Source organism: Nonomuraea sp. NPDC052634, from assembly GCF_040678535.1.
Classification (GTDB): domain Bacteria; phylum Actinomycetota; class Actinomycetes; order Streptosporangiales; family Streptosporangiaceae; genus Nonomuraea; species Nonomuraea fastidiosa.
In genome coordinates, this window is sequence record NZ_JBFATY010000004.1 from 1 (window position 1) to 18,599 (window position 18,599).

An 18,599-nucleotide genomic window follows, 5' to 3' on the forward strand; every position below is an offset into this window, starting at 1 on the left:
GGCGACGGCACCAATATCGAGCGCGCCTCTGCCACCAGCGATGGCATACCTACGCCGAGACAACACCATGATCACAACAATCTACGGCTGCCGTAACTGAGAGAGAGACGAGATGGCACACGTTGTGATCATTGGAGGCGGTTTCGCGGGCGTGTGGAGCGCGGCGGGCGCGGCGCTGGCACGCGAGCGCGCGGACGGAGATGCGGACCTGCGCATCACGCTCATCGCGCCGAACGAGCACCTGGTGCTGCGGCCGCGCCTGTACGAGCCGGAGCCGGACCTGGCCAAGGTGGAGCTGCGCAGGATCCTCGGGCCGATCGGCGCCGGACACGTGCGTGCCTCAGTGAGCACGATCGACACCGAACGCCGCATGGTGGTGGCCGATGGTGAGGAGATCGGTTACGACCGCCTGGTGCTGGCGGCCGGCAGCCGGCTCGTCCGGCCACATGACCTGCCCGGCGCTGAACGGCTCTTCGACATCGACACCCTCGACGGGGCCCGGCGGCTCGCCGACCATCTGCGCGACCGGGAAGACTACAAGGTCGTGGTCGTCGGTGCCGGGTTCACCGGTCTGGAGGCCGCGACCGCGCTGGCCGCCCGTGGCAGGGTGCTGCTGGTGGACCGGTCACAGGTGGTCGGCGACCAGCTCGGCCCGGGACCGCGCAAGGACATCGAGGCGGCGCTGGACGAGCTGAGCATCGAACGCCGACTCGGGACGACGGTGACCGAGGTCGGCGAAGGGTACGCCGTTCTGTCCGACGGCACCAAGGTCGAAGCGGACGTGGTGGTCTGGACGGTGGGGATGCGGGCCAGCGAGCTCACCCGGCAGATCTCCGGCGAGCTCGACCACCTCGGCCGGGTACCGGTGGATCGGCGGCTGCGCGCTCTGCCCGAGGTGTTCGCCGCCGGAGACACCGCCGCGGCGCCGTTCGACGCCGAGCACACGGTCATGCAGGCGTGCCAGCACGCCACCCCGCTCGGCAAGGTCGCCGGGTACAACGCGGCGGCCGACCTGCTCGGGATACCGCTGCGCGACTTCACCCCCGGCCCGTACGTCACCTGCCTGGACCTGGGCGGTGCGGGTGGGATCTTCACGCGGGGCTGGGACCGAAGGGTGATGGCCACGGGCAGCCACGGCAAGGAGATCAAGATGCAGATCAACCAGGCGATCCACCCGCCGGTCGACGACGCGGAGAAGATCCTCGCCGCCGCCGACCGCGTCCGCATCGACCACCCCTTCTTCCCCCGCGACGAGAAGGAGCCCACTCCCGCCGCCTGATCACCGCCCTCCCGCAGAACGCGGCGGGCCGCACTCGTGGCGGCTCAGAGCACGGCCGCCGAGATCCGGCCGGACCAGTGGTTCTACCTCAAGGAATCGCAGCACATGCCAGGAGCCGGCCCGTCGACGTTCGAGACCTGGGACCGCATGGACGGCCTCAGGTCGGCGCTCCGCCATGAAAGCGGGCGGTTGAAGGAGGGCCCGGTGGAGAAGGGGCCGACGAACGTGCGGCGTACCCAGCAGGAGGTGGAGGCCCTACCGGCCGATCCCGACGCACTGCTGCGGCATTTCCGCGATGCTCCAGAGCGTATGCCGCTGTCGATCTGCGTGCCGACCTGCCCGCCCGAGATCGCGCAGGACATGAAAGCGTTCGGGACGATCGGGTGGTACCTGAAGTACGGGCCCATGATCCCGCCGGACACGGCCGCGGCGATGTTCCAGGCGCTGGCGAAGATCCCGCATGTCTCCGTCGAGGAGGACGCCACGGACATGGATGGCCGCCACGGCGTCGGCGTGGTCTTCGACGCGGGCGAGCACGGCAGGCTCTTCTACGTGCTCGACCCGGGCGACTACCACTACATGGGTGTGAAGGCCGTGCATGACGGCCAGAGCTTTGGCATGTCGGTGCTCGGCGCTGGAATCGTGGACCGCGCGGGTGACACTCCTTAAGCGGTCGTCTCGGTGGGCGCGTCCCGGGCGCAGGTCGTGAGGCGAGGGCGAGATCGCGGACGAGGGGCGCCGCGGGTCGACGCGGAGCTGTTCAACAAGCTCTTCTCGCAGACGTTCGACCAGTCGAAGCGGGATGCGAAGGTCGTCCAGGTCTCCAGGGACTGGAGCACGTGCATACGGGCCGAAGGGCTGCGGTACGCCGACCCGCTCGCCGCCGTCTCCGACCAGCGGTGGATGCGGGGTGGCGGGTGGCCCGCCCACCAACGAGGAGATCCGGGCGGCGCAGGCGGACGTGAGGTGCAAGGTGAAGACCGGTCTCGTCTCCGTCTGGTCGGCCGCCGAGAAACGCATCCAGGAAAGCGCCGTACGCGCTCATCCGAAGGTGTTCGAGGCGTTGAAAGCGGCGAAGGACCGGCAATCGGAGTCCGCTCACGCGATCATCGCCGGTGCTCGGTGAACCCGTCCGCCGAGGAAATGCGCACGACGGCGGGGCCGGCGGGTGCCTAGGTTGGCCTGATGACGGAAACACCGGCCACGGGCTACGACGGCTTGGCCTCCCGCCTCGTCCCGGAAGACGAACTACGGCGGTTCCTGCTGGACTGCTTCGGGATCGCCGAGCAGGAGTTGTTCGTCGGCCACACCGGCCGGCTCGACGACGCTTTGCGGGATGTTCCGCAGGACGTGGTGTTCGCCGCCTTCTGCACCTACGAGGAGGCCCGCGGCCATTTCGCGATGTCGTTCGACGTCGGTATCGAGGGACGCCTCGCCGACCGGGTGGGCCGGCGGGAGTTCATCGAGAGGTTCGCAGCGCACTTCGACATGTACGTGCTGTACGGCGACACCGAACCGGCCTGGCTGTGGACGGTGATCCTGCCGGACGGCAGCCGCCTCCTCGCCGAGTTGGACGACGAAGACGGCAGATCCATGCTTGACGCGGTCACGGCGCCGGTGCCGGGACTGCCGGACGTTCGCGTGGATGAGGGTCTCTGGCAGATTCGATGATTCTGCGGGACGCCTTTCACCGAACCGGCCGGCAGGATCAGCGTCCGGTGGCGGTGTTCGATGACGTCGGTGATGCGGGACAGCGGCTGCTCGGGTTCACGGACGGGGGGTGGCGGAAGGCTTCGTCTGCTGGGCCCCGTGCCCGTACGACAGCGCCAGGCCGAGAGACACGGCCATCGCGATGCCCAGGAGAACGTTGGACGATGCCATGCCGACCCCTGTGCCGATGGCCAGGCCGCAAGGGAGGCCGAACTTCCAGTTGGGGAGGGTCTTCATGTTCTTCATGGCTCATATCCTTCCGTGGAGGCCGCGTGCGCAGTAGAGACGGAGATCATCGGTGTCGCATGACATCTGTCAATGGGAGCTCGGACCGGCCCGGAGTACCGTGAGGCCGGTGAGCAACCGTGGGGTGCTCTCAGTAGGGTCCCGTCATGGAGATCCCCGAGCCGGCTGAACTGATCCGGCTCTTCGAGGACGAGCCGGAGAGCGAGTACGAGGACGTTCACTGGCCGGTCGGCCTGCACTCATTTCGCCTGACCCAGGGCTCGGCATCGGTCCTTTGCTCCATCGACCCCCTGGCGAGTGAGGCGTACATCAGCCTCTACGCGGACGGCGAGGAGATCGCCTACCTCGGGCGGCTGCGGCGTCTCGGGAGACTGTCGGTTGAGCGCGAGCGGTCCGGCTATGAAGGGCTGACGCTGTGGTTCCAGGAAGACTTCAGGGAGCCGGTCATGCTCCAGACCAAGCCCACGATCCGGCTGGCATGGGACGTGAAGTCTTTCGGCGAGACGTGAAGCGGCCTCGGGAAGGGTGTGATCAATCGCCGGGCGCGGCCTGGATCGGCTGACGCCGGCATGAACACGTCCGCCTCGTCCTCGGTCTCGACCGTGAACCCGTGCCGTTCGTACTGTCGCCTAACCGGACTACGCCTGCTGCGCGTTCAGCCGGGCAGGCCGTTGCGGGCTTGGGTGGCCGTGCTCGGCTGAACGCTATTCAAGGTCGTACGTCTCCGGCCCCGCGTTCACCGCGGTCCGAAGTCCTTGCAGGCCGCCTTTTGGGCGTCACTGTGGTGCGCGCCAGTGAGCGAGCTGTTTGCTCGTGCTTTTGACCACGCGCGGTTCCGACTCGTCCTGCGGCCAGATCTGGAGGAGATAACGGTCGATGACTTCGTCGGAGGTGTCGGTCTCCGCGGCCTCGTCCATGTTCTTCGCGTGGTAGCGGAGCCGGTACCAGCCCGGCCCGGCGGGCAGCGCGGGGAGTTCGTGGACGTTCTCGCCGCCCCATTCGTGCAGGGACAGCCGGCCGGCCTCCGACTCGAGGCTGACTTCCACGATGTCCTCGTAACCTTCGGTGTCCGGCCCCGGGTCGTGGTCGGTCACGGTCACGGTGAAGCCGACCTTTCCGGTGTGCAGGCCCGTGATCAGGAAGGCTCCGCCCTCGTCCACCCGAAGGATCCCGACCGGGTGCTCGGGGTGGTCATCGGGTAAGTCCTCGAAGCCCATGGCGTCGTCGGTGTCGTCGAGAAGGTAGGCCTGGCCGTAGTGAACGCCCAGGTCGAACGACACGGTGTGAGTATCGGTCATGGCAGGGAAGCGTACGATCTCGCACTGACAATTCAGCGCGAGTCGCGTGGCGAGTGGCGCGATCTGCGGTGGCCGGCGGGGCCGGACACTGTGAAGGTTCCCGAGGCGGACGGTTCGAGCCGGTATCGCGCGTAGCGGTCGCCGGGCGGTGTGAACTCCAGGCCGTTCTCGTCGAGGGCGTTGCAGATCGTCGCCTGGCCGTTCGGGAAGCCGAAGCCCAGCGACACGATCGTGCCCTCGACGCCGTCCCTGTTGAGCAGCATCAGCAGTTCCACTGCCGTGCAAGGCTGTCCCACAAGCGCGGTGAGCTCGTCGATCGCGTCGTCTCGCCATTCGAGGTGGAAGTCCTGCCAGTCCAGGCCGCGTTCCGGGTCGATGGTGTTCCAGGTGATGGAGACCTCGTCGAACTTCCAGTGGTTGATCTCGACCTGTTCGCCCTCGAAGTTCAGCAGGATCGGGCAGTTCGTGAACCACTCGTCCGCATCGAGGTCCCACGCGAGGAGGGCGCGGGTCAGCCGGCGTCCTGTGAGGCGGGCCAGGCGCGCTCCATGCGTGGCCGTGATCGCCCGGCGGTCGCTCAGCCACTCCGGCCGGTATCCGGGGACTCCGAAGTCGAACATTCACCGATTGTCGCCCAGTCCATGCCTGCCGCTTGGGGTCTGCGCAGGGTTCACGAGCCTATGCGGCGGGTCGCGGAGTTCCGCGAGGCGGCATACGCGGTGGTGGCCAAGGCCACCACCGCCCCGTTCGTGAGCGCAAGGGCCCGTTCACTGTGACTTCTCGCCGCCGGCCACCGGTACGACCTTGGTCTCCGTCAGGCGGTCGAGGATGCGGCGCCGGTCGCCCCACACGGCCGGGACCCAGTCCACCCACGCGAACGGCCCCAGCAGCAGGCATAGCCTGCGGACGATGCCGGTGATCGGGTGGATGCGCAGCCCGTTCTCGGTGACGACGCGGAGCTTCATCAGGCGCTTGCCCGGCGTCATGCCGGTGCGCGCCTCGATCAGCCCGAGCCCGATGATCGACCAGGCGAGCGCGATGGGGAAGCCGAGCGTGTAGACGAGGCCGGAGTCGTCGTACGCGCCGCACCTCAGGGGTGTGAAGGCGACACAGCCTTCGCCGAACCTGAAGTACGTGGCGGGCGGAAACGACACCGTGAACCCGCTGCCGCCCTCGATGGTCCTGATCAACCCTTGTACGAACAGCGCGATCGAGATCCCGACCAGCGGCAGGTTGTCGATCAGCACGGCGATGAAGCGGATGTCGGTGCGGGCGGGCTTGGCGTTGCGCAGTTCGGCGAAGGAGGCCGCCGCCTCGGCCGGGGTGCCGAGCCGCTCTAACGCCTCGGAGAGCTCGCCGGCCTCCGCCGCCTCCGCCAGGTGATCGCCGAGCTCCGCCCTGGCCTTGTCGCGTTCGGCGCCGACGAGGTGGCGGGCGACCTTGTCGGTGTAGTCGTCGATGGTCTGTCGTACGTCGCTCATTCGTGTACCTCGCCCAGGGTGTTGAGTAGCTGGCGCATCGCGTCGACGAGGCCGCTCCACTCCTCGCGCAGCATGGCGAGGTACGCGCGCCCGTCCTCGGTGATGACGTAGTACTTCCGCGGCCTGGACCGCCCCTCGGCCTCCCAGGTCGCGACGATGTGGCCGGAGTCCTCAAGACGGTGCAGCAGCGGGTAGAGCGTGCCTTCCTTGACCTCGAGGACGCCCTCGCCCGCGTCGCGCAGCACCTTCATCAGCTCGTAGCCGTATCGGCGGCGAACGTTGAGCACGGACAGCACGGCCAGCTCGGTCGTGCCCCGCGCGAGCTCCCGGCGGAGCCGTGCGATGGTGGCCGACCCCGGCATCGTCTCGGCATCCTCAGTCATACAAGCACAGTACGACCCGATACCTTGCGCGACAAGGTATCGGGTCGAACATAGCTACCTGCTCTGGCAGATGGCGCCGTCTGACCGTTCGTCCAGGCCCGGGAGGGGCCGCTCACCGCACCGGCTCGTACAGCCGCGACACACGTACGGCCGGCGCCCCTCTGCCGGGGCCGGCCGCGATCCACCTGCCGCCCGACGCGTCCGGCCCGTACGCGGTCAGCGCGGCCCCGGGCACCGCGCGCGGGACCCAGCGCCCGCCCTGCCGGCTGCCAGGTGTGCGTCAGCCGTCATGCCTCGCCATCCGCCTCCTGCCGAGCACATCCGGCGGAGCGGCAGAAGCAGCACCGCTGAGGCTGCTCGCACGGGTCAGCGTCGCGGGCCGCGCCGGCTCGGGGTGCCGCGTCCCGCTCGTCGCGGTTCGCTCTCGGGGAAGAGGTTCGAGCTGCGGATGTGCTCGTACACGATGGAGGTGCGTACGTCGGCGACCTCCGGCTTCTCGGTGAGCCGGTCGATGACGAACGCGTACAGGTGATCGTTGGACGGCACCGCCACGTGCAGCAGGAAGTCCTCGTTGCCCGCGGTCACGAACACGCCGATCACCTCGGGCAGCCCGGCCGCCCACTCGCGGAAGCCCTCGATGTTGGCCCGCGTGGGCGGGCGTACACGGACCGCCACGAGCGCCTGCACGGCCCGGCCGATCTTGGCGAGATCGACCTCAAGCCGCGCGCCGGTGATGACGCCGCGGTCGCGCAGCGAGCGAGTGCGGTCGAGCGCCGTGGTCGGTGCGACGCCGACCGCCGCCGCGACGTCACGGTTCGTACGCCGCGCGTCGCGCATGAGCTCCCGCAGGATCGCCGTATCGAGTTCGTCCAGCTCAGCCATACGCCGAGTATCGCCGAACTTCATACGTCCCGTAGACGATCTTGCGAATATCCAACTACTGCCGCGTGAGTTTCCCGAATAATCGACGTCGAGGACGACGACGGACGTCGCCGCCCTGCAGCCGCATGAACCTCAGGCCGCCAGCTTGGTGATCAGCGCCGCGGCCTCTCGATCAGGCGGATCGAGGCGGGGTCCTCGGCGAGGTCCCACAGCGGGCCGTGCCGCCCGGGTAGAAGACGGCGTCGTAGTCCTCCACCGAGACCGAGTCCAGGCGTCTGAGCCGGCGGGGCCGGGAGGGTGCCGTCAGGCGAGGCGGAGGATGCGGGACCCTGAGCCGGCGGGAAGCCGGGAGGGTGCCGTCAGGCGAGGCGGAGGATGCGGGACGTCGCGGCGAGGGCGCTGTCGAGCGGCCCGGGATCCCGATGGATCTTCGCCCTGACGCTCGCCCCCACCCACATCTCGTACAGCGTCTGGGCGACCTCACGCGTTCACGTGCCTTGCACGACGGCGATGACGGCCGTGATCGTGAGAGCCGCCAGAGCCGCGAGCATGGCGATGATGCCCAGGCTGCTCCACCGGTATTTGCGCGAGGCCACTTGGGCGTTCGCCCACACCTGTTCGGCCACGGCCGTGGTGAGCGCGTCGGGATCTCGGATGAGGCCGCCCAGGTCGCCGGCGTACGCATCGGGCCGGTCGCGGTAGCGCTTGGCGATCTGGTGGTAGTAGAGGAGGCCGGCGGTCTTCACGTTCACGCGGCGGGGCAGGAGGCTGAGCCCGGCACAACAGGCGGCACCGATCACCAGCAGCGCGCAGATCGCGACAGCGATCGAGAACAGCGCGCTCGGCCGCACAGTGGTCCTGATCAGCGTGTAAACGAGACCGCCGATGACTCCTGAAGCGGCAAGAGTGAACCCCGCCTTGTTCTCCGCGTGCTTGACCAGATCGACGACGAGCGAGAGGGCCCTCCACGCGTCCTCCACTCCCGCACGCGACCGGTCCGGTTGAGGGGCGGGCACCGGTGCCTGTCGCGCGGTGCGCATCTTGCTCAGGAACATCTCACCGGCCCTTCGAACGACACTGATCGGCTCCGACGATTACGGAGATCGCCGAGAGCCGTGGTGATACCTCTTCACTGAGACGGCGGTGTCTGAATTCCGTATCATCACGAATACCGCTTACATGCGAAGGTGATGGTCATGCCGTGGCCCAGGGGCACGTTTATGGCAGGGCTCGACCAGCAGACTCAGGCGGAGATTCTCGCGCTGGGCGAGCCGCAGCACTTCGATGCGGGTGACGTCCTCCTTCGCCAGGGTGATCCGCGCGTGGATCACGTCTATCTGCTGCGCTCGACGCGAGCGGGAATGTGCGCGTGCGCGAAAGTGACGGCGAACCGGGGAACGGGCGTCGAAACGCTCCTCGGTATCCGGGTCAGCGGCGATCTCATCGGGGAGATGGGCGTGCTGCGCGGCACGGAGCGCTCGGCCACGGTGACGTCCTGCACGCCGACTCTGGCTTTCCGCATCACCGCGAAGTCCTTCACGAATTACCTCAAGCAGCGGCCCCAGGTCGCCACGGCCATCGCCGCCATGCTCGCCAACCGGCTCGACTGGGCGAATCAGCGGCGGCTCGATTTCGCCGCCTTCGACATCCCCGTACGGCTTGCGCGCATCATCGGGGAACTCGCCCGGCGTCACGGGGTGGAGACTCCGGCGGGGATCGAGCTCGGCGTCAATCTGTCCCAGCAGGAGTTGGGGCGGCTCATCGGGGCGCGGGACGCCGCCGTGAGCAAGGCCATGCGATTCCTCAAGGAAACCGGCGTGCTGCGTACGGGTTACCGCCAGTACGTCATCACGGACCCGGCCCGGCTCCACGACCTGGAACGCGCAAGCTGACCGGGCCGGCATTGGCGGCGTTTAGAGCAGAACGTCACATACGCCCCATCTGTCGGAATCGCGGGTGTATTGTGCCGCCGGATTCTTCCTATTAATAGGTAGTCTGCGCGCGCTTAAGCGCTCATACTGATACCCGCGTCAGAGGCAGAGAGGCGGTCTATGGTCGTGGAAAGCACAACTTTCGGGCGTGCTCTCGTGGTTTCGAGCGACCTCAAAGGCTATGGGCGCGGCAATGACAAGCGTCATGAGACCATGCAGGCGGAGTTCGTCCGGATCCAGCAGGCCGCCACGCAGGCGGCAGGTCTCAACCGGGACGCATGGGAGCGCCAGCCGGGTGGTGACGGCGAACTCGCGGTGCTGCCCGCGGGTGAACCTGAGATAAGGGTCATCGACCAGTACGTCAGAGAGTTGGGCAAGCAGCTTCGTGACTATAACGCGGACCTTCCATTGGAGGAGCGGCTGCGGCTGAGGGTGGCGATGGCCTTCGGCACGGCCTATCCCGCCGCCAATGGCTATGCCGGCCAGGCGGTCGTGGAGGCCAGCCGGCTCCTGTCGTGCCGGCCGCTGAAACTCCTGCTGGACAGGAGGCCAGAGGTGGATCTGGCCCTCATACTCTCGCAGCGGGTCTTCGACGAGACGGTGCGGCAAGGGCACACCTCGTACTCGGTCTCGGAGTTTCGGGAAGTGCAGGTCCAGGAGAAGGAGTACGTTTCATCGGCCTGGATCCGCGTGGCCGGTATTGACGTCTCCGACTTGAGCTCGCTTTTCGCGGAAACGGAACCCGAACCGAGCGGGCCGTCGCCGCGCCACGTCGTCGGAGCGATGACCCAGAAAGCCGAAGTCATCACCAATCTCTACGGCGCCGTCGACGCGCGCAACGCTGTTTTCGGCGTGAGCGGGAAGTGACGATGGCGGAAGCATCACCGGCAAAGGAGCCGGCCGATCCCAAGACGCCTGAGGATGGCTCTGCATCCGAGGAGGGGAAGGCGTCGAAGGGGAAGGAGACCGCCGAGCAAAAGGGCGAGCAGAAGGCCGAGGAGAAGAGCGAAGAGAAAGACGAGAAGAAGGACGAGAAGAAGGACGACGAGAAGGGCGAGCAAAAGCCCGGGCAGCAGGACAGGAAGGAAGAAGCCGCCTTCGACGAGGGCGCACTCGGTCAGAGCGCCACCGTCATCAACAACTTCTTCGACGCGGTGGACGCCTCGCAGTCCGTCTTCGGCGTCGCCTCCCGGCGCTCCACGCGTACGATGACGGGCACACTCGGCCCCGCCGACATCGAGCGGGCACTCTACTCTTTCGTGCCTCCCCCTTGCTTCGAAGACGCTCTGGCGAAGTTACGCGAGCATCGCGTGCTCGTGCTCGTCAGCCGTGAGGACACCGGCAAATGGACCAGCGCGGTCGCGCTCCTGAACCGGGTCAAGCGGCCGGACACGAAGATCATCGTGCTGTCACCCGCTCGCGCCCTCGACGACCTGGCGAGCAAGACCGCCTATCGGAACGGCTGGGGCTACGTCATCCAGGGATGGACGCCGGACGACATCGCGCCGGCCCTGCAGCACTTCGAGTTCGAGACGCTCGCTCGCACGCTTGAAGAGGCCGACGCCCACCTGGTGCTCACCGTCCACCGTGACCCGGCGACCGCCGCGCCGGGGCCCTTCCACATGCGCTGGCAGATACCGGAGCCTCTCGCGCTGTTCGACGCCCACCTCGGCGGCATGGTCCTCACCGACGAGCTCGCCGAGGTGCGCGCCCACGCGGCGGAGCTTCGTTCACCCGGCCAGATCGCCGGTCTCGCACGTCAGATCGCCGTAGGCGGGCGATCCCCGGCCGACGTGCTCGCGGAGATCTCCGACAGCGAGGTGACCAAGTGGTTCGAGAGGCAGCCCAAGCGGTCCGAGGTCCTCGTGGTCGCCGCCCTCGCCTTCGCCTACAACCTCCCCGAGCGGATCTTCGAACGCCTGCTGGTCGACTTCGAGCGCATAGCGGAGGACGTCAAGCTGCGCGGCAGGGAACCGGGCGCGCAGAACGATGACGACACCCTGCCGCAGCATCGAGCGCAGTGGAGCGGTGACCACCCGCTGATCACCGTCGACAGCTCGTCGGACCTGCTCGCGGGAGAGCGCAGGATCGTCTTCCGCGCGGCCCGCCATCGTGAGCAGGTCATCACCGAGCTGATGCTGCTCTACAGCTACGACCTGTGGGAGCCGCTGCGGCTGTGGATCCGTGCCCTGGCCGACGACCTGCCGGAGGTACAGGCTCAGGTCGCGGAAGGGCTGTCGCTGCTGGCCGCCGTCAACCCCCAAGAGGTGCGCGAGTCGTTCCTCGAACCGTGGGCCGCGGGCCCGGCGTCGGAGCAGATCATGGCCACGCTGCTGCTGTCGATGATGTGCGCGAACGACACGCTGGCCCCGATAGCCCTCAGAACGGTCTTAGGGTGGGCCGTCGACGCCGGCCGGCGCCGTGCCATGACCGCGGCGCTGGCCTTCGCCGGCGGCCTGTCCATCCGCTACCCGGCCGACAGCATCGACTGGCTGTGGTTCCTGTCCTTGCGCGCGATCGACATCCGCGTGGTGGCGATACGTGCGCTCGTCCTGCTGATCCAAGGCGCCGCCGAACGCGAGGAAGGGGCGTCACAGGCACTACGGCTCCTCACCAAGCACATCGAGCTCGAGCTGCACGGCCCCATCGACCCCGGCTACGCCCGCAAGGCCCTCGCCGTGGCTCTGGAGGTCCTCAACGCCGACCGGCTCGATACCGAGGACGATCCTCTGGCGGCCTGGCTGCTGCTGAACGAGCCCGACAGTGCCCGGCCCCTGGGCACTCTCTGGGCGTGGGCCCTGCGCAGCGGCCACTACCGGAGGGACGCGATACAGGCCCTCTACCGCACCTTGCGGGCCCTCTGCGGCAAGGACGGAGCGCGCGCCGCCGCCATGGCCTTGGGGAAGGTCGTGTGGTCGTCGCTGCCGCCCAACACGGTTCCCCTGGTCAAGCGCGCGATCGAGCGCGCGGGCAACACGTTGCGGGAAGGCCGCGAAGACGCCGGCAGGACGCGGGAACTCGTTCTGGCGGTGCTCGCGGCGAGCGCTGGAGGAGGGCTTTCGAGCAGCACACGAACAAGAGGAGTCATGCCGTGAGCACCTCATATCCGATCATCGAGGAACAGGACCTGCCCCCGTCGCAGCGACGTTTCGGGATCTTCGCCCGCCGCGATCCCGCCCAGCTGCCCCAGCCGCGTGCCGGAACGGTCCTGGTCTTCGAAGTTCACGGCGGCCATCACGCGTTCGCGGAGCGCGGGCACCCAAGAGGGACCGAGGAGGCGGTCGTCGAGGCGCGCTCCGTCGCCGTCGTGGACGTGCGGGCCCGCCACGTGTCCGCCGAGGTCGAGCTGCCTTCACGCGACCTCGGCTACAAGTTCACCGTGCGGGCGAACTTCAGATGCCGGGTGACCAACCCGGAGACGGTCGTCGCCGATCACGTGAAGGACGTCGCCGAGATCCTGGCCGGGCATCTCCGCAAAGACTCGACCTTGATGCAGCTCGGAGCGACCCGCCCGATCGAGGACGTCAACGCCCTCGCTCCCGACGTCGTCTCCAGGGTGCAGGCCTTCTTGGAGTTCCATCCGCCGGTGATCGACGGCATGGAGATCGCGCTTGAGAACGTCGAGCTGCTCATGCCGGACGACGTCGCCGTACACGGAAGAGGGCTCAAGCGGATCCAGTGGGGCGGCGAGAGCGCGGAGCTGCGCGCGGCGATCGAGAACCGGGACGTCGAGCGCATCGAGAGCATTCTCCAGCGCGGGGTCGAGGCGGCGACCGCCCTCGGCATCAGCCGGGAGCAGATCATGATGAACGATGTCGTCCAGGCCAGCCGCGCGCTTCACGAGGAACGGCTGCAGCGGCTGCAGAAGGTGCTCGACAGTCTGCCCGAAGGATCGCTGGACTTCCTCCCCATCGACTCCCAGCAGCTGCTCAGCAAGGTGATGAAGGCGATGGCCGGTTTCGAGCCCTTCGACGAGGTGCCGGGGTCAGAGGAACGGCCTGCCCTACCCGACGGGCGCGATCGGGGTGAGACCGACGGTCCACGGTCCATAGGGCTGGAGGATCTGGATGACTGAGTCCGCACAGCACACAGGGCCGTCGCACGTCGGTCGGCGGTCTTGGCTGCGCAAGGTCGATGTGGGCCGGCGCCTGCGGGTGCTCGCCGGCGTCGACGAGGCCCTGCTGGCGCGCGTGCCGCTGGAACGCACCCGCTACACGGGGGTTGGCGGCGTCATTCTGGGCACCGCGGTGATGGCCGGGCTTTCGATGTGGTTCGCGCTGAGCCAGGTGCTCGGAGGTTCCCATCTGCTGCTGGCCGTCCCGGTCCTGATCTGGGCCCTCATTGTGCTCAATCTCGACCGGTGGCTGGTCTCCACCGTCACGGGCATGTGGCAGCGCCGCCTCCTCACGCTCATCCCGCGGCTGCTCGTCGCCGTGGTCCTGGGAGTCGTCATCGCGGAACCGCTGGTGCTGAGGGTGTTCGAGACAGCGGTGGTCCAGCACGTCAAAGACCAGCGCGAGACGCTCAGGAACGTACGCAGAGCCTGGTGGGTGGAGTGCAATCCCCTGCCTCCCGCCACCCCGAAGCGGCAGGACTGCCAGGGGAGCAGCCTCATGGCTTCGACACCGGTGGCGGACCTCACCGCTCTGGCCGATCTGCAAAAAGACGCCGAGAAGCTGCGGAAACGCATCGACACGGCCAACCGCCGCCATGCCAAGCTCGTGGACCAGGCGAGTGACGAGTGCGCCGGCAGGTCGGGCCCGGGGCTGAGCGGAAGAGTGGGCGAAGGGCCCCGGTGCCGCCGCCTGAAGGAGGAGGCCCGGCGCTATCTGGCGAACAGCCGTCTCAAGGAGAACACCGCCGAACTGCGGCAACTGGAAGCGCGGATCGACAAGCTGCGCGAGCCTCTTCCGGTCAAGGGGGAGGCGTACCAGAAGGCCCTCGACGCGGAGATCCAGCGGAGACTCGCCGAGATGCCGTCGCCGGACGACCCCGTCGGTCTGCTCGAACGCCTCAAAGCACTGCACGAACTGACGCGGGACAACACCTACCTCGGGGCGGCGAGCTGGCTTCTCCGGCTGTTCCTGATCCTGATCGACTGCCTGCCCGTGCTTGTCAAGCTCATGGGCGGGACGACGACGTACGACCGCATGGTCGGCGAAGAGAATCGCCGCAGGGAAGAGGTCCACGCACACCAGGTGCGGCTCGCGGCGGAGGCCGAGATCGGCCGGCTCGAACTGAGCGCGTACATGACCGCTGAGGAACGTCGCAGGGCCCGGCAGCAGATCGATGTGGAGCGGAAGGCGACCGACCTGGCCGCACGCAGCAAGATCGAGGAGATGATCAGCAACCGGACGCGTGAGCTGCGCAGGACGATGCTGAACGACGGGCGCAACGGCGCCAACCACCAGTTCAGCTGACCCCACGGCGGGCGCGGGCGCGCTGACGTCTCTTAGTCTGCGGCCATGGCGTTCAGTGAGGAGGAGTACGTCGCGTGCCTGGAGGGTGAGCGGCGCCGGTACGCCTGGGTGATGCGGAGGTACGGCGGGCTCGGTGAGGCCGAGGCGGAGGCGGCGGCCCGGGAGTTCTACGCGTACGAGCCGGCCGGCGAGCCGTACCGCGGCCTGGTCTTCCACGACGAGGCGTGGCACTGGGCGATGCTCGGGATCTACGGCGAGCGCTACTGGGTCGCCCATCCCGAGCTCGCCGACCCGCCGCCCGAGTACCGTGCTCTCGGATGAGAGCCGCGGCGGCCGCATCTCGTTCGGCGGGATGCGGCCTGTTCGCCGTCGCGCTCTGCCGGGTCAGTCCCGGACGGTCCTCTGGTGCCAGGTGTAGTAGAGGAAGGTGCTGTCGGGCCCGGTCATCGTGCCGTCGATCCGCCACCAGCTGTTGGGTGGCATCGTGTAGCTGAACGCCTTGTCACCGGGCCGGTCGTCTTCGAAGACGACCTTCTCGTCGTCGGTCAGGTCCTTCACGCGGATGGTGAACGTCTCGCCGTCCGGGATGTCGAGGCAGACCTCGTACGTGGTCTTCTCCGGCCCGTTCGCATTCCAGGCCGCGTTGTTGACCCCGTACCGTTCCACGTTGGTGGGCACGTACAGCTCATGAACCTGGTCCCACGGGCCGCTCGCGGCGCAGTCGATCGACGACGTGGCCGCCGAGGCGGGGCCGCCTGCGACGAGTGCGGTGCCGAGGACGCCGGCGGCGGCCAGCCCGGAATAGATGCGCTTCATGCCACTCTCCATCAGTGTCCCCAACCGTGATGGTTGAACGCTCAACTGATTGTGCGCGATCTTCACCTTCAATGCAAGATCGGGAAAAGTCCGGAGTCAGGTGGTCCGGTGCGGAGGCGAGGTCGCCACGGACGTCCCCCGAGTGGCGAAAGGCCGCATCCCTGCGGGCGGGATGCGGCCTCAGTGGCCCGGTCGCGTCAGGACAAGGTCCGCTTCTCGTACCAGGTGTAGTAGAGGTATGTGCTGGCCGGCCCGGTCAGCGTGCCGTAGACCTGCCAGAAGCTGTCGGGTGGCAGCGTGTACGTGAAGATCTTGTCGCCCGGCCGGTCGTCGGTGAACGTGCTCCAGGCGCCGTTGTTGTAGATGCGCACCTCGATGGCGAACTTCGAGGCTTCGTCGGGGATGTCGAGGCAGATCTCGTACGTGTACGTGTAGGGGCCGCCGATGTTGTAGCTGCGGCCGTCGATCGCGGGCCGCTCGACGTTGGTGGGGACGTAGCTGTTGCGGACCCACGTGTAGTCGTCACGTGCGGCGCAGTCGACGTCGGAGGTGGCCGCGGATGCGGGGGCGGTGCCTAACAGCGTGGCGCCGAGGACGCCGGCGACGAGAGCGGAGACGGTGCGCTTCATGCCTCTCCTTGTCCAGTCTCTTCAACCGGGATAGTTGAAGTCTCAAGAGATTCTGGCGCGCGTGCCCGCTCTTGTTCAAGGCTCGGCAGCGACGTACGCGTGCGCGACGTGGGGGGTTGTCACGGTTTCGCCCATCCGGCGGACGGTACAGGGGAGCACCGACACTCCCCGATATTCGGGTGAGGCGCGGACAAGGCGGTGGATAGCGTTCCGGTATGCGGCGATGCGGGGGGTGCGGGTGGTGGGAGCCGGCGGGGGCGCCGGACTGCCGGCGGTGCGGGGGCATCGTGGACGAGATCGTCGAGTCCGGGTGGCGGGCGTTCGTCGCGAGCGAGTTCGGGGCGCTGAACGGCCAGGAGGAGCGGGACGTCGCCGCGATGGTGGTCGACGAGCCCGACAAGCACCTGTGGCGGGTGGTGGACGCCGCCTACGACCGGCTCACCTGCGAGGAGTGCGGCGGCAGGCTGAGCAGGGGGCCGGCCGGGTGCGGCACGTGCGATCGGGCCAACGGGTTCCGGTACGTCGCCATCGAGATCGACCGGCCCGGCGTCCCACCGGGCAACGAGCACGCGATACGGGTCAACGTGTCGGTGGTGCGCAGGCCGTACGGGCTTTCATCGAACGAGCTGGTCGCGCGGCGGCTCCTGCTGCCCTACCTCCTCGGCGGGCGGCTGCCGACGACCGCGCAGGCCCAGGCCGTCAAGGCGCTGCTCAACAGGGGCGGCACGGCCGATGACCTGGCCGAGCAGCTCGATCTGGCCTGGGGGTGACGGTCCTGCGTCTACACCGCGCGCATCAGCAGGTGGCCGCGGCGGAAGCGTTCGTCCTCCAGGGGCTCGCGCAGCATGCGTCCCACCTCGGTGAAGCCCTCCTTGCCGACCAGGCCGGCCAGCTCGTCGATCGGCCAGCGGTAGGCGGGGGCGACCTTGTGGTCGAATTCCGTCACCGGTCCGCCCTCGGACTCGAAGAACCCGAGCAGGAGGTGGCCGCCGGGGGCCAGCACGCGGCGGAACTCGGTGAGGTACGGCGGCAGCTCCGCAGGCGGGGTGTGGATGACGGAGTACCAGGACAGCACGCCGCCCAGCGCGCCGTCCGGCACGTCGAGCGCGCCCATCGAGCCCAGCTCGAAGCGCAGATCGGGGTGGTCCCTGCGGGCGATCTCGATGAACGCGGGCGAGAGGTCCACGCCGAAAGCGTCCAGGCCGAGGTCACGAAGGTGCGCGGTCATGTGGCCGGGTCCGCAGCCGGCCTCGACGACGCGGCGCAGGCCCGAGGCCCGTACGAGCTCCGCGAACGCCCCCACGATCGCCCGGTCCAGCGGCAGGGCGTCGAGGGAGTCCCTGATGAGGTCGGTGTAGAGGTCGGCTACGGCGTCATAAGCGTCCGCCGTGGCGGTCAGATAAGAGGGGGACGGTCCGGCCATGGCGGACGACTGTAGCCCATCCACCCGGCCATCGGCGCAGCGGTCACTCGGCCGGGGCGGGGGCCTTACCCGCCGGTACGACGACCTCCGGCGCGTCCTTGCGCCGCGTCACCCAGACGTACACGATCGCCCCGGCGAACAGCACGAGCGACGTCCACTGGTTGATCCTGAGATCCAGGAACGTCACCGCGTGATCGACCCCGCCCACCGGGTCGATCCGTAGTCCTTCGATCCAGAAGCGGCCGAACGTGTATCCGGCGACGTAAACGGCGAACAACCTCCCGTGATGGAGCTCGAAGCGCCGCCCCGCCCACAGCAGGGCGAGGCCGAGCGCCAGGTCCCACAGCGACTCGTACAGGAAGGTCGGATGGTAGAGGACGCCGGGCTCGCCGCCGTGCGCCTGGTCGATCTCCAGCCCCCACGGGAGCGTCGTGGGGCTGCCGTACAGCTCCTGGTTGAACCAGTTGCCCCAGCGGGCGATGGCCTGGCCGACGGCGAGGCCCGGCGCGATCGTGTCGGCGACGGCGCCCAGGGACAGGCCGCGGCGGCGGCAGGCGAGCCACACCCCGACGCCACCCAGCGCGACCGCGCCCCAGATGCTCATCCCGCCCTCCCAGATGAACAGCACCTGGTAGGGCTCCTTGGTGGCGCGCGGGCCGAAGTAGAGCTGCCAGTCGGTGATGACGTGGTAGAGGCGGGCACCGATCAGGCCGAAGACGACGGCGGGGACGGCGATGTCGGTGATCGTGTCCGGCCGGCCGCCTCGGGCGCGCCAGCGGCGTTCGCTGATCCAGGCGCCCACGACGATCCCCGCGATGAAGCAGAGCGCGTAGGCCCGGATCGGGATGAATCCGAGATGCCAGACACCCTGGGAGGGGCTGGGAATCGCGGCGAGAGGCATGGAAGCGACGCTAACGGATGCGGAGCTCACCGCCCGGATTCGTGACGCGATTGTGGAATTTGTGCTGCCTGTTCGTCGCTGTACGCCGGTGGAGAAGACCGGCGCCGCCGGCCGATGAGTTCCGTCGGTGGCGCCGGTCAGTATGTGCATGACGACGATGAGCGCTTGTGACGGCGCCGTCCCCCAGGCGAAGCCCCTGA

The 18,599-nt window shown here is 68.3% G+C and carries 22 protein-coding genes and 2 pseudogenes; 12 read left to right on the forward strand and 12 right to left on the reverse strand.

All coding sequences use genetic code 11. From position 1 onward, the window contains the following. The first annotated feature begins 112 nt into the window (after positions 1-112). The 4 genes and pseudogenes from AB0K67_RS19130 to AB0K67_RS19145 all read left to right on the forward strand — a co-directional run bounded on the left by AB0K67_RS19130 (position 113) and on the right by AB0K67_RS19145 (position 2,950). A complete protein-coding gene (locus tag AB0K67_RS19130; RefSeq protein WP_364061417.1) occupies positions 113-1,279 on the forward strand; it encodes an FAD-dependent oxidoreductase in 1,167 nt (388 codons plus the stop codon). 30 nt (positions 1,280-1,309) lie between these two features. Next, positions 1,310-1,948 (forward strand): annotated as a pseudogene (locus tag AB0K67_RS19135) (CU044_5270 family protein); the annotation flags it as partial. 241 nt (positions 1,949-2,189) lie between these two features. Next, positions 2,190-2,405 (forward strand): hypothetical protein, encoded by a 216-nt coding sequence (locus AB0K67_RS19140; protein WP_364061419.1) that lies wholly within the window; start codon positions 2,190-2,192, stop codon positions 2,403-2,405. Between the two features lie 59 nt (positions 2,406-2,464). Continuing rightward, entirely contained in the window at positions 2,465-2,950 is a 486-nt protein-coding gene (locus AB0K67_RS19145; RefSeq protein ID WP_364061422.1) for a hypothetical protein, read from the forward strand. A 96-nt stretch (positions 2,951-3,046) separates the two neighbouring features. Here AB0K67_RS19145 and AB0K67_RS19150 read toward each other — a convergent pair whose 3' ends face one another. Beyond that, positions 3,047-3,235, reverse strand: coding sequence for a hypothetical protein (locus AB0K67_RS19150; RefSeq protein WP_364061425.1), 189 nt, complete (start codon positions 3,233-3,235; stop codon positions 3,047-3,049). A gap of 146 nt (positions 3,236-3,381) precedes the next feature. On the opposite strand from AB0K67_RS19150, the gene AB0K67_RS19155 reads away from it, so the two are divergent. Continuing rightward, a complete protein-coding gene (locus AB0K67_RS19155) occupies positions 3,382-3,744 on the forward strand; it encodes a hypothetical protein (RefSeq protein ID WP_364061428.1) in 363 nt (120 codons plus the stop codon). Positions 3,745-4,011: 267 nt separating this feature from the next. On the opposite strand, the gene AB0K67_RS19160 is transcribed toward AB0K67_RS19155, so the two are convergent. From AB0K67_RS19160 to AB0K67_RS19190, 7 genes and pseudogenes are all read right to left on the reverse strand, one after another. After that, the gene (locus AB0K67_RS19160) at positions 4,012-4,533 is read right to left on the reverse strand and encodes a hypothetical protein (RefSeq protein WP_364061431.1); all 522 of its coding nucleotides are present in this window, start codon (positions 4,531-4,533) and stop codon (positions 4,012-4,014) included. 32 nt (positions 4,534-4,565) lie between these two features. After that, a complete protein-coding gene (locus AB0K67_RS19165; protein ID WP_364061434.1) occupies positions 4,566-5,153 on the reverse strand; it encodes a hypothetical protein in 588 nt (195 codons plus the stop codon). 147 nt (positions 5,154-5,300) lie between these two features. After that, the gene (locus AB0K67_RS19170; protein ID WP_364061437.1) at positions 5,301-6,014 is read right to left on the reverse strand and encodes an RDD family protein; all 714 of its coding nucleotides are present in this window, start codon (positions 6,012-6,014) and stop codon (positions 5,301-5,303) included. Beyond that, a complete protein-coding gene (locus AB0K67_RS19175; protein ID WP_364061440.1) occupies positions 6,011-6,397 on the reverse strand; it encodes a PadR family transcriptional regulator in 387 nt (128 codons plus the stop codon). The genes AB0K67_RS19170 and AB0K67_RS19175 overlap by 4 nt, the downstream gene beginning before the upstream one ends. A 366-nt stretch (positions 6,398-6,763) precedes the next feature. Beyond that, positions 6,764-7,279, reverse strand: coding sequence for an Lrp/AsnC family transcriptional regulator (locus AB0K67_RS19180; RefSeq protein WP_364061443.1), 516 nt, complete (start codon positions 7,277-7,279; stop codon positions 6,764-6,766). A gap of 164 nt (positions 7,280-7,443) precedes the next feature. Beyond that, positions 7,444-7,553, reverse strand: a pseudogene (locus AB0K67_RS19185) (type 1 glutamine amidotransferase domain-containing protein); the annotation flags it as partial. Between the two features lie 214 nt (positions 7,554-7,767). Next, positions 7,768-8,259 (reverse strand): Pycsar system effector family protein, encoded by a 492-nt coding sequence (locus tag AB0K67_RS19190; RefSeq protein WP_364061446.1) that lies wholly within the window; start codon positions 8,257-8,259, stop codon positions 7,768-7,770. A 240-nt stretch (positions 8,260-8,499) separates the two neighbouring features. Between AB0K67_RS19190 and AB0K67_RS19195 the strand changes: the two genes are divergently transcribed. From AB0K67_RS19195 to AB0K67_RS19220, 6 genes are all read left to right on the forward strand, one after another. Next, on the forward strand, positions 8,500-9,171 hold the full coding sequence (locus tag AB0K67_RS19195) for a Crp/Fnr family transcriptional regulator (protein ID WP_364061449.1): 672 nt from the start codon (positions 8,500-8,502) through the stop codon (positions 9,169-9,171). A gap of 159 nt (positions 9,172-9,330) precedes the next feature. After that, complete coding sequence (locus AB0K67_RS19200) at positions 9,331-10,077, forward strand: hypothetical protein (RefSeq protein ID WP_364061452.1); 747 nt, start codon at positions 9,331-9,333, stop codon at positions 10,075-10,077. A 2-nt stretch (positions 10,078-10,079) separates the two neighbouring features. Further along, complete coding sequence (locus AB0K67_RS19205) at positions 10,080-12,305, forward strand: hypothetical protein (RefSeq protein WP_364061455.1); 2,226 nt, start codon at positions 10,080-10,082, stop codon at positions 12,303-12,305. Further along, complete coding sequence (locus tag AB0K67_RS19210; protein WP_364061458.1) at positions 12,302-13,285, forward strand: hypothetical protein; 984 nt, start codon at positions 12,302-12,304, stop codon at positions 13,283-13,285. The genes AB0K67_RS19205 and AB0K67_RS19210 overlap by 4 nt, the downstream gene beginning before the upstream one ends. A 61-nt stretch (positions 13,286-13,346) precedes the next feature. Beyond that, positions 13,347-14,630, forward strand: a complete 1,284-nt coding sequence (locus AB0K67_RS19215; RefSeq protein WP_364061461.1) for a DUF4407 domain-containing protein — start codon at positions 13,347-13,349, stop codon at positions 14,628-14,630. A 45-nt stretch (positions 14,631-14,675) separates the two neighbouring features. Continuing rightward, on the forward strand, positions 14,676-14,951 hold the full coding sequence (locus AB0K67_RS19220) for a hypothetical protein (protein WP_364061464.1): 276 nt from the start codon (positions 14,676-14,678) through the stop codon (positions 14,949-14,951). Positions 14,952-15,014: 63 nt separating this feature from the next. Here the strand turns inward: AB0K67_RS19220 and AB0K67_RS19225 are convergent, their stop codons facing one another. Both AB0K67_RS19225 and AB0K67_RS19230 read right to left on the reverse strand, forming a co-directional pair. Continuing rightward, positions 15,015-15,446 carry a hypothetical protein gene (locus tag AB0K67_RS19225; protein WP_364061467.1) on the reverse strand — a complete coding sequence of 144 codons (432 nt, stop codon included), beginning with the start codon at positions 15,444-15,446 and terminating at the stop codon, positions 15,015-15,017. Between the two features lie 197 nt (positions 15,447-15,643). Next, the gene (locus tag AB0K67_RS19230) at positions 15,644-16,075 is read right to left on the reverse strand and encodes a hypothetical protein (protein WP_364061470.1); all 432 of its coding nucleotides are present in this window, start codon (positions 16,073-16,075) and stop codon (positions 15,644-15,646) included. Positions 16,076-16,362: 287 nt separating this feature from the next. On the opposite strand from AB0K67_RS19230, the gene AB0K67_RS19235 reads away from it, so the two are divergent. After that, positions 16,363-16,845, forward strand: a complete 483-nt coding sequence (locus AB0K67_RS19235; RefSeq protein ID WP_364061473.1) for a hypothetical protein — start codon at positions 16,363-16,365, stop codon at positions 16,843-16,845. 11 nt (positions 16,846-16,856) lie between these two features. On the opposite strand, the gene AB0K67_RS19240 is transcribed toward AB0K67_RS19235, so the two are convergent. Both AB0K67_RS19240 and lgt read right to left on the reverse strand, forming a co-directional pair. After that, the gene (locus AB0K67_RS19240; protein ID WP_364061476.1) at positions 16,857-17,498 is read right to left on the reverse strand and encodes a class I SAM-dependent methyltransferase; all 642 of its coding nucleotides are present in this window, start codon (positions 17,496-17,498) and stop codon (positions 16,857-16,859) included. A gap of 43 nt (positions 17,499-17,541) precedes the next feature. After that, on the reverse strand, positions 17,542-18,399 hold the full coding sequence (gene lgt / locus AB0K67_RS19245; RefSeq protein WP_364061479.1) for a prolipoprotein diacylglyceryl transferase: 858 nt from the start codon (positions 18,397-18,399) through the stop codon (positions 17,542-17,544). Positions 18,400-18,599 lie beyond the last annotated feature (200 nt).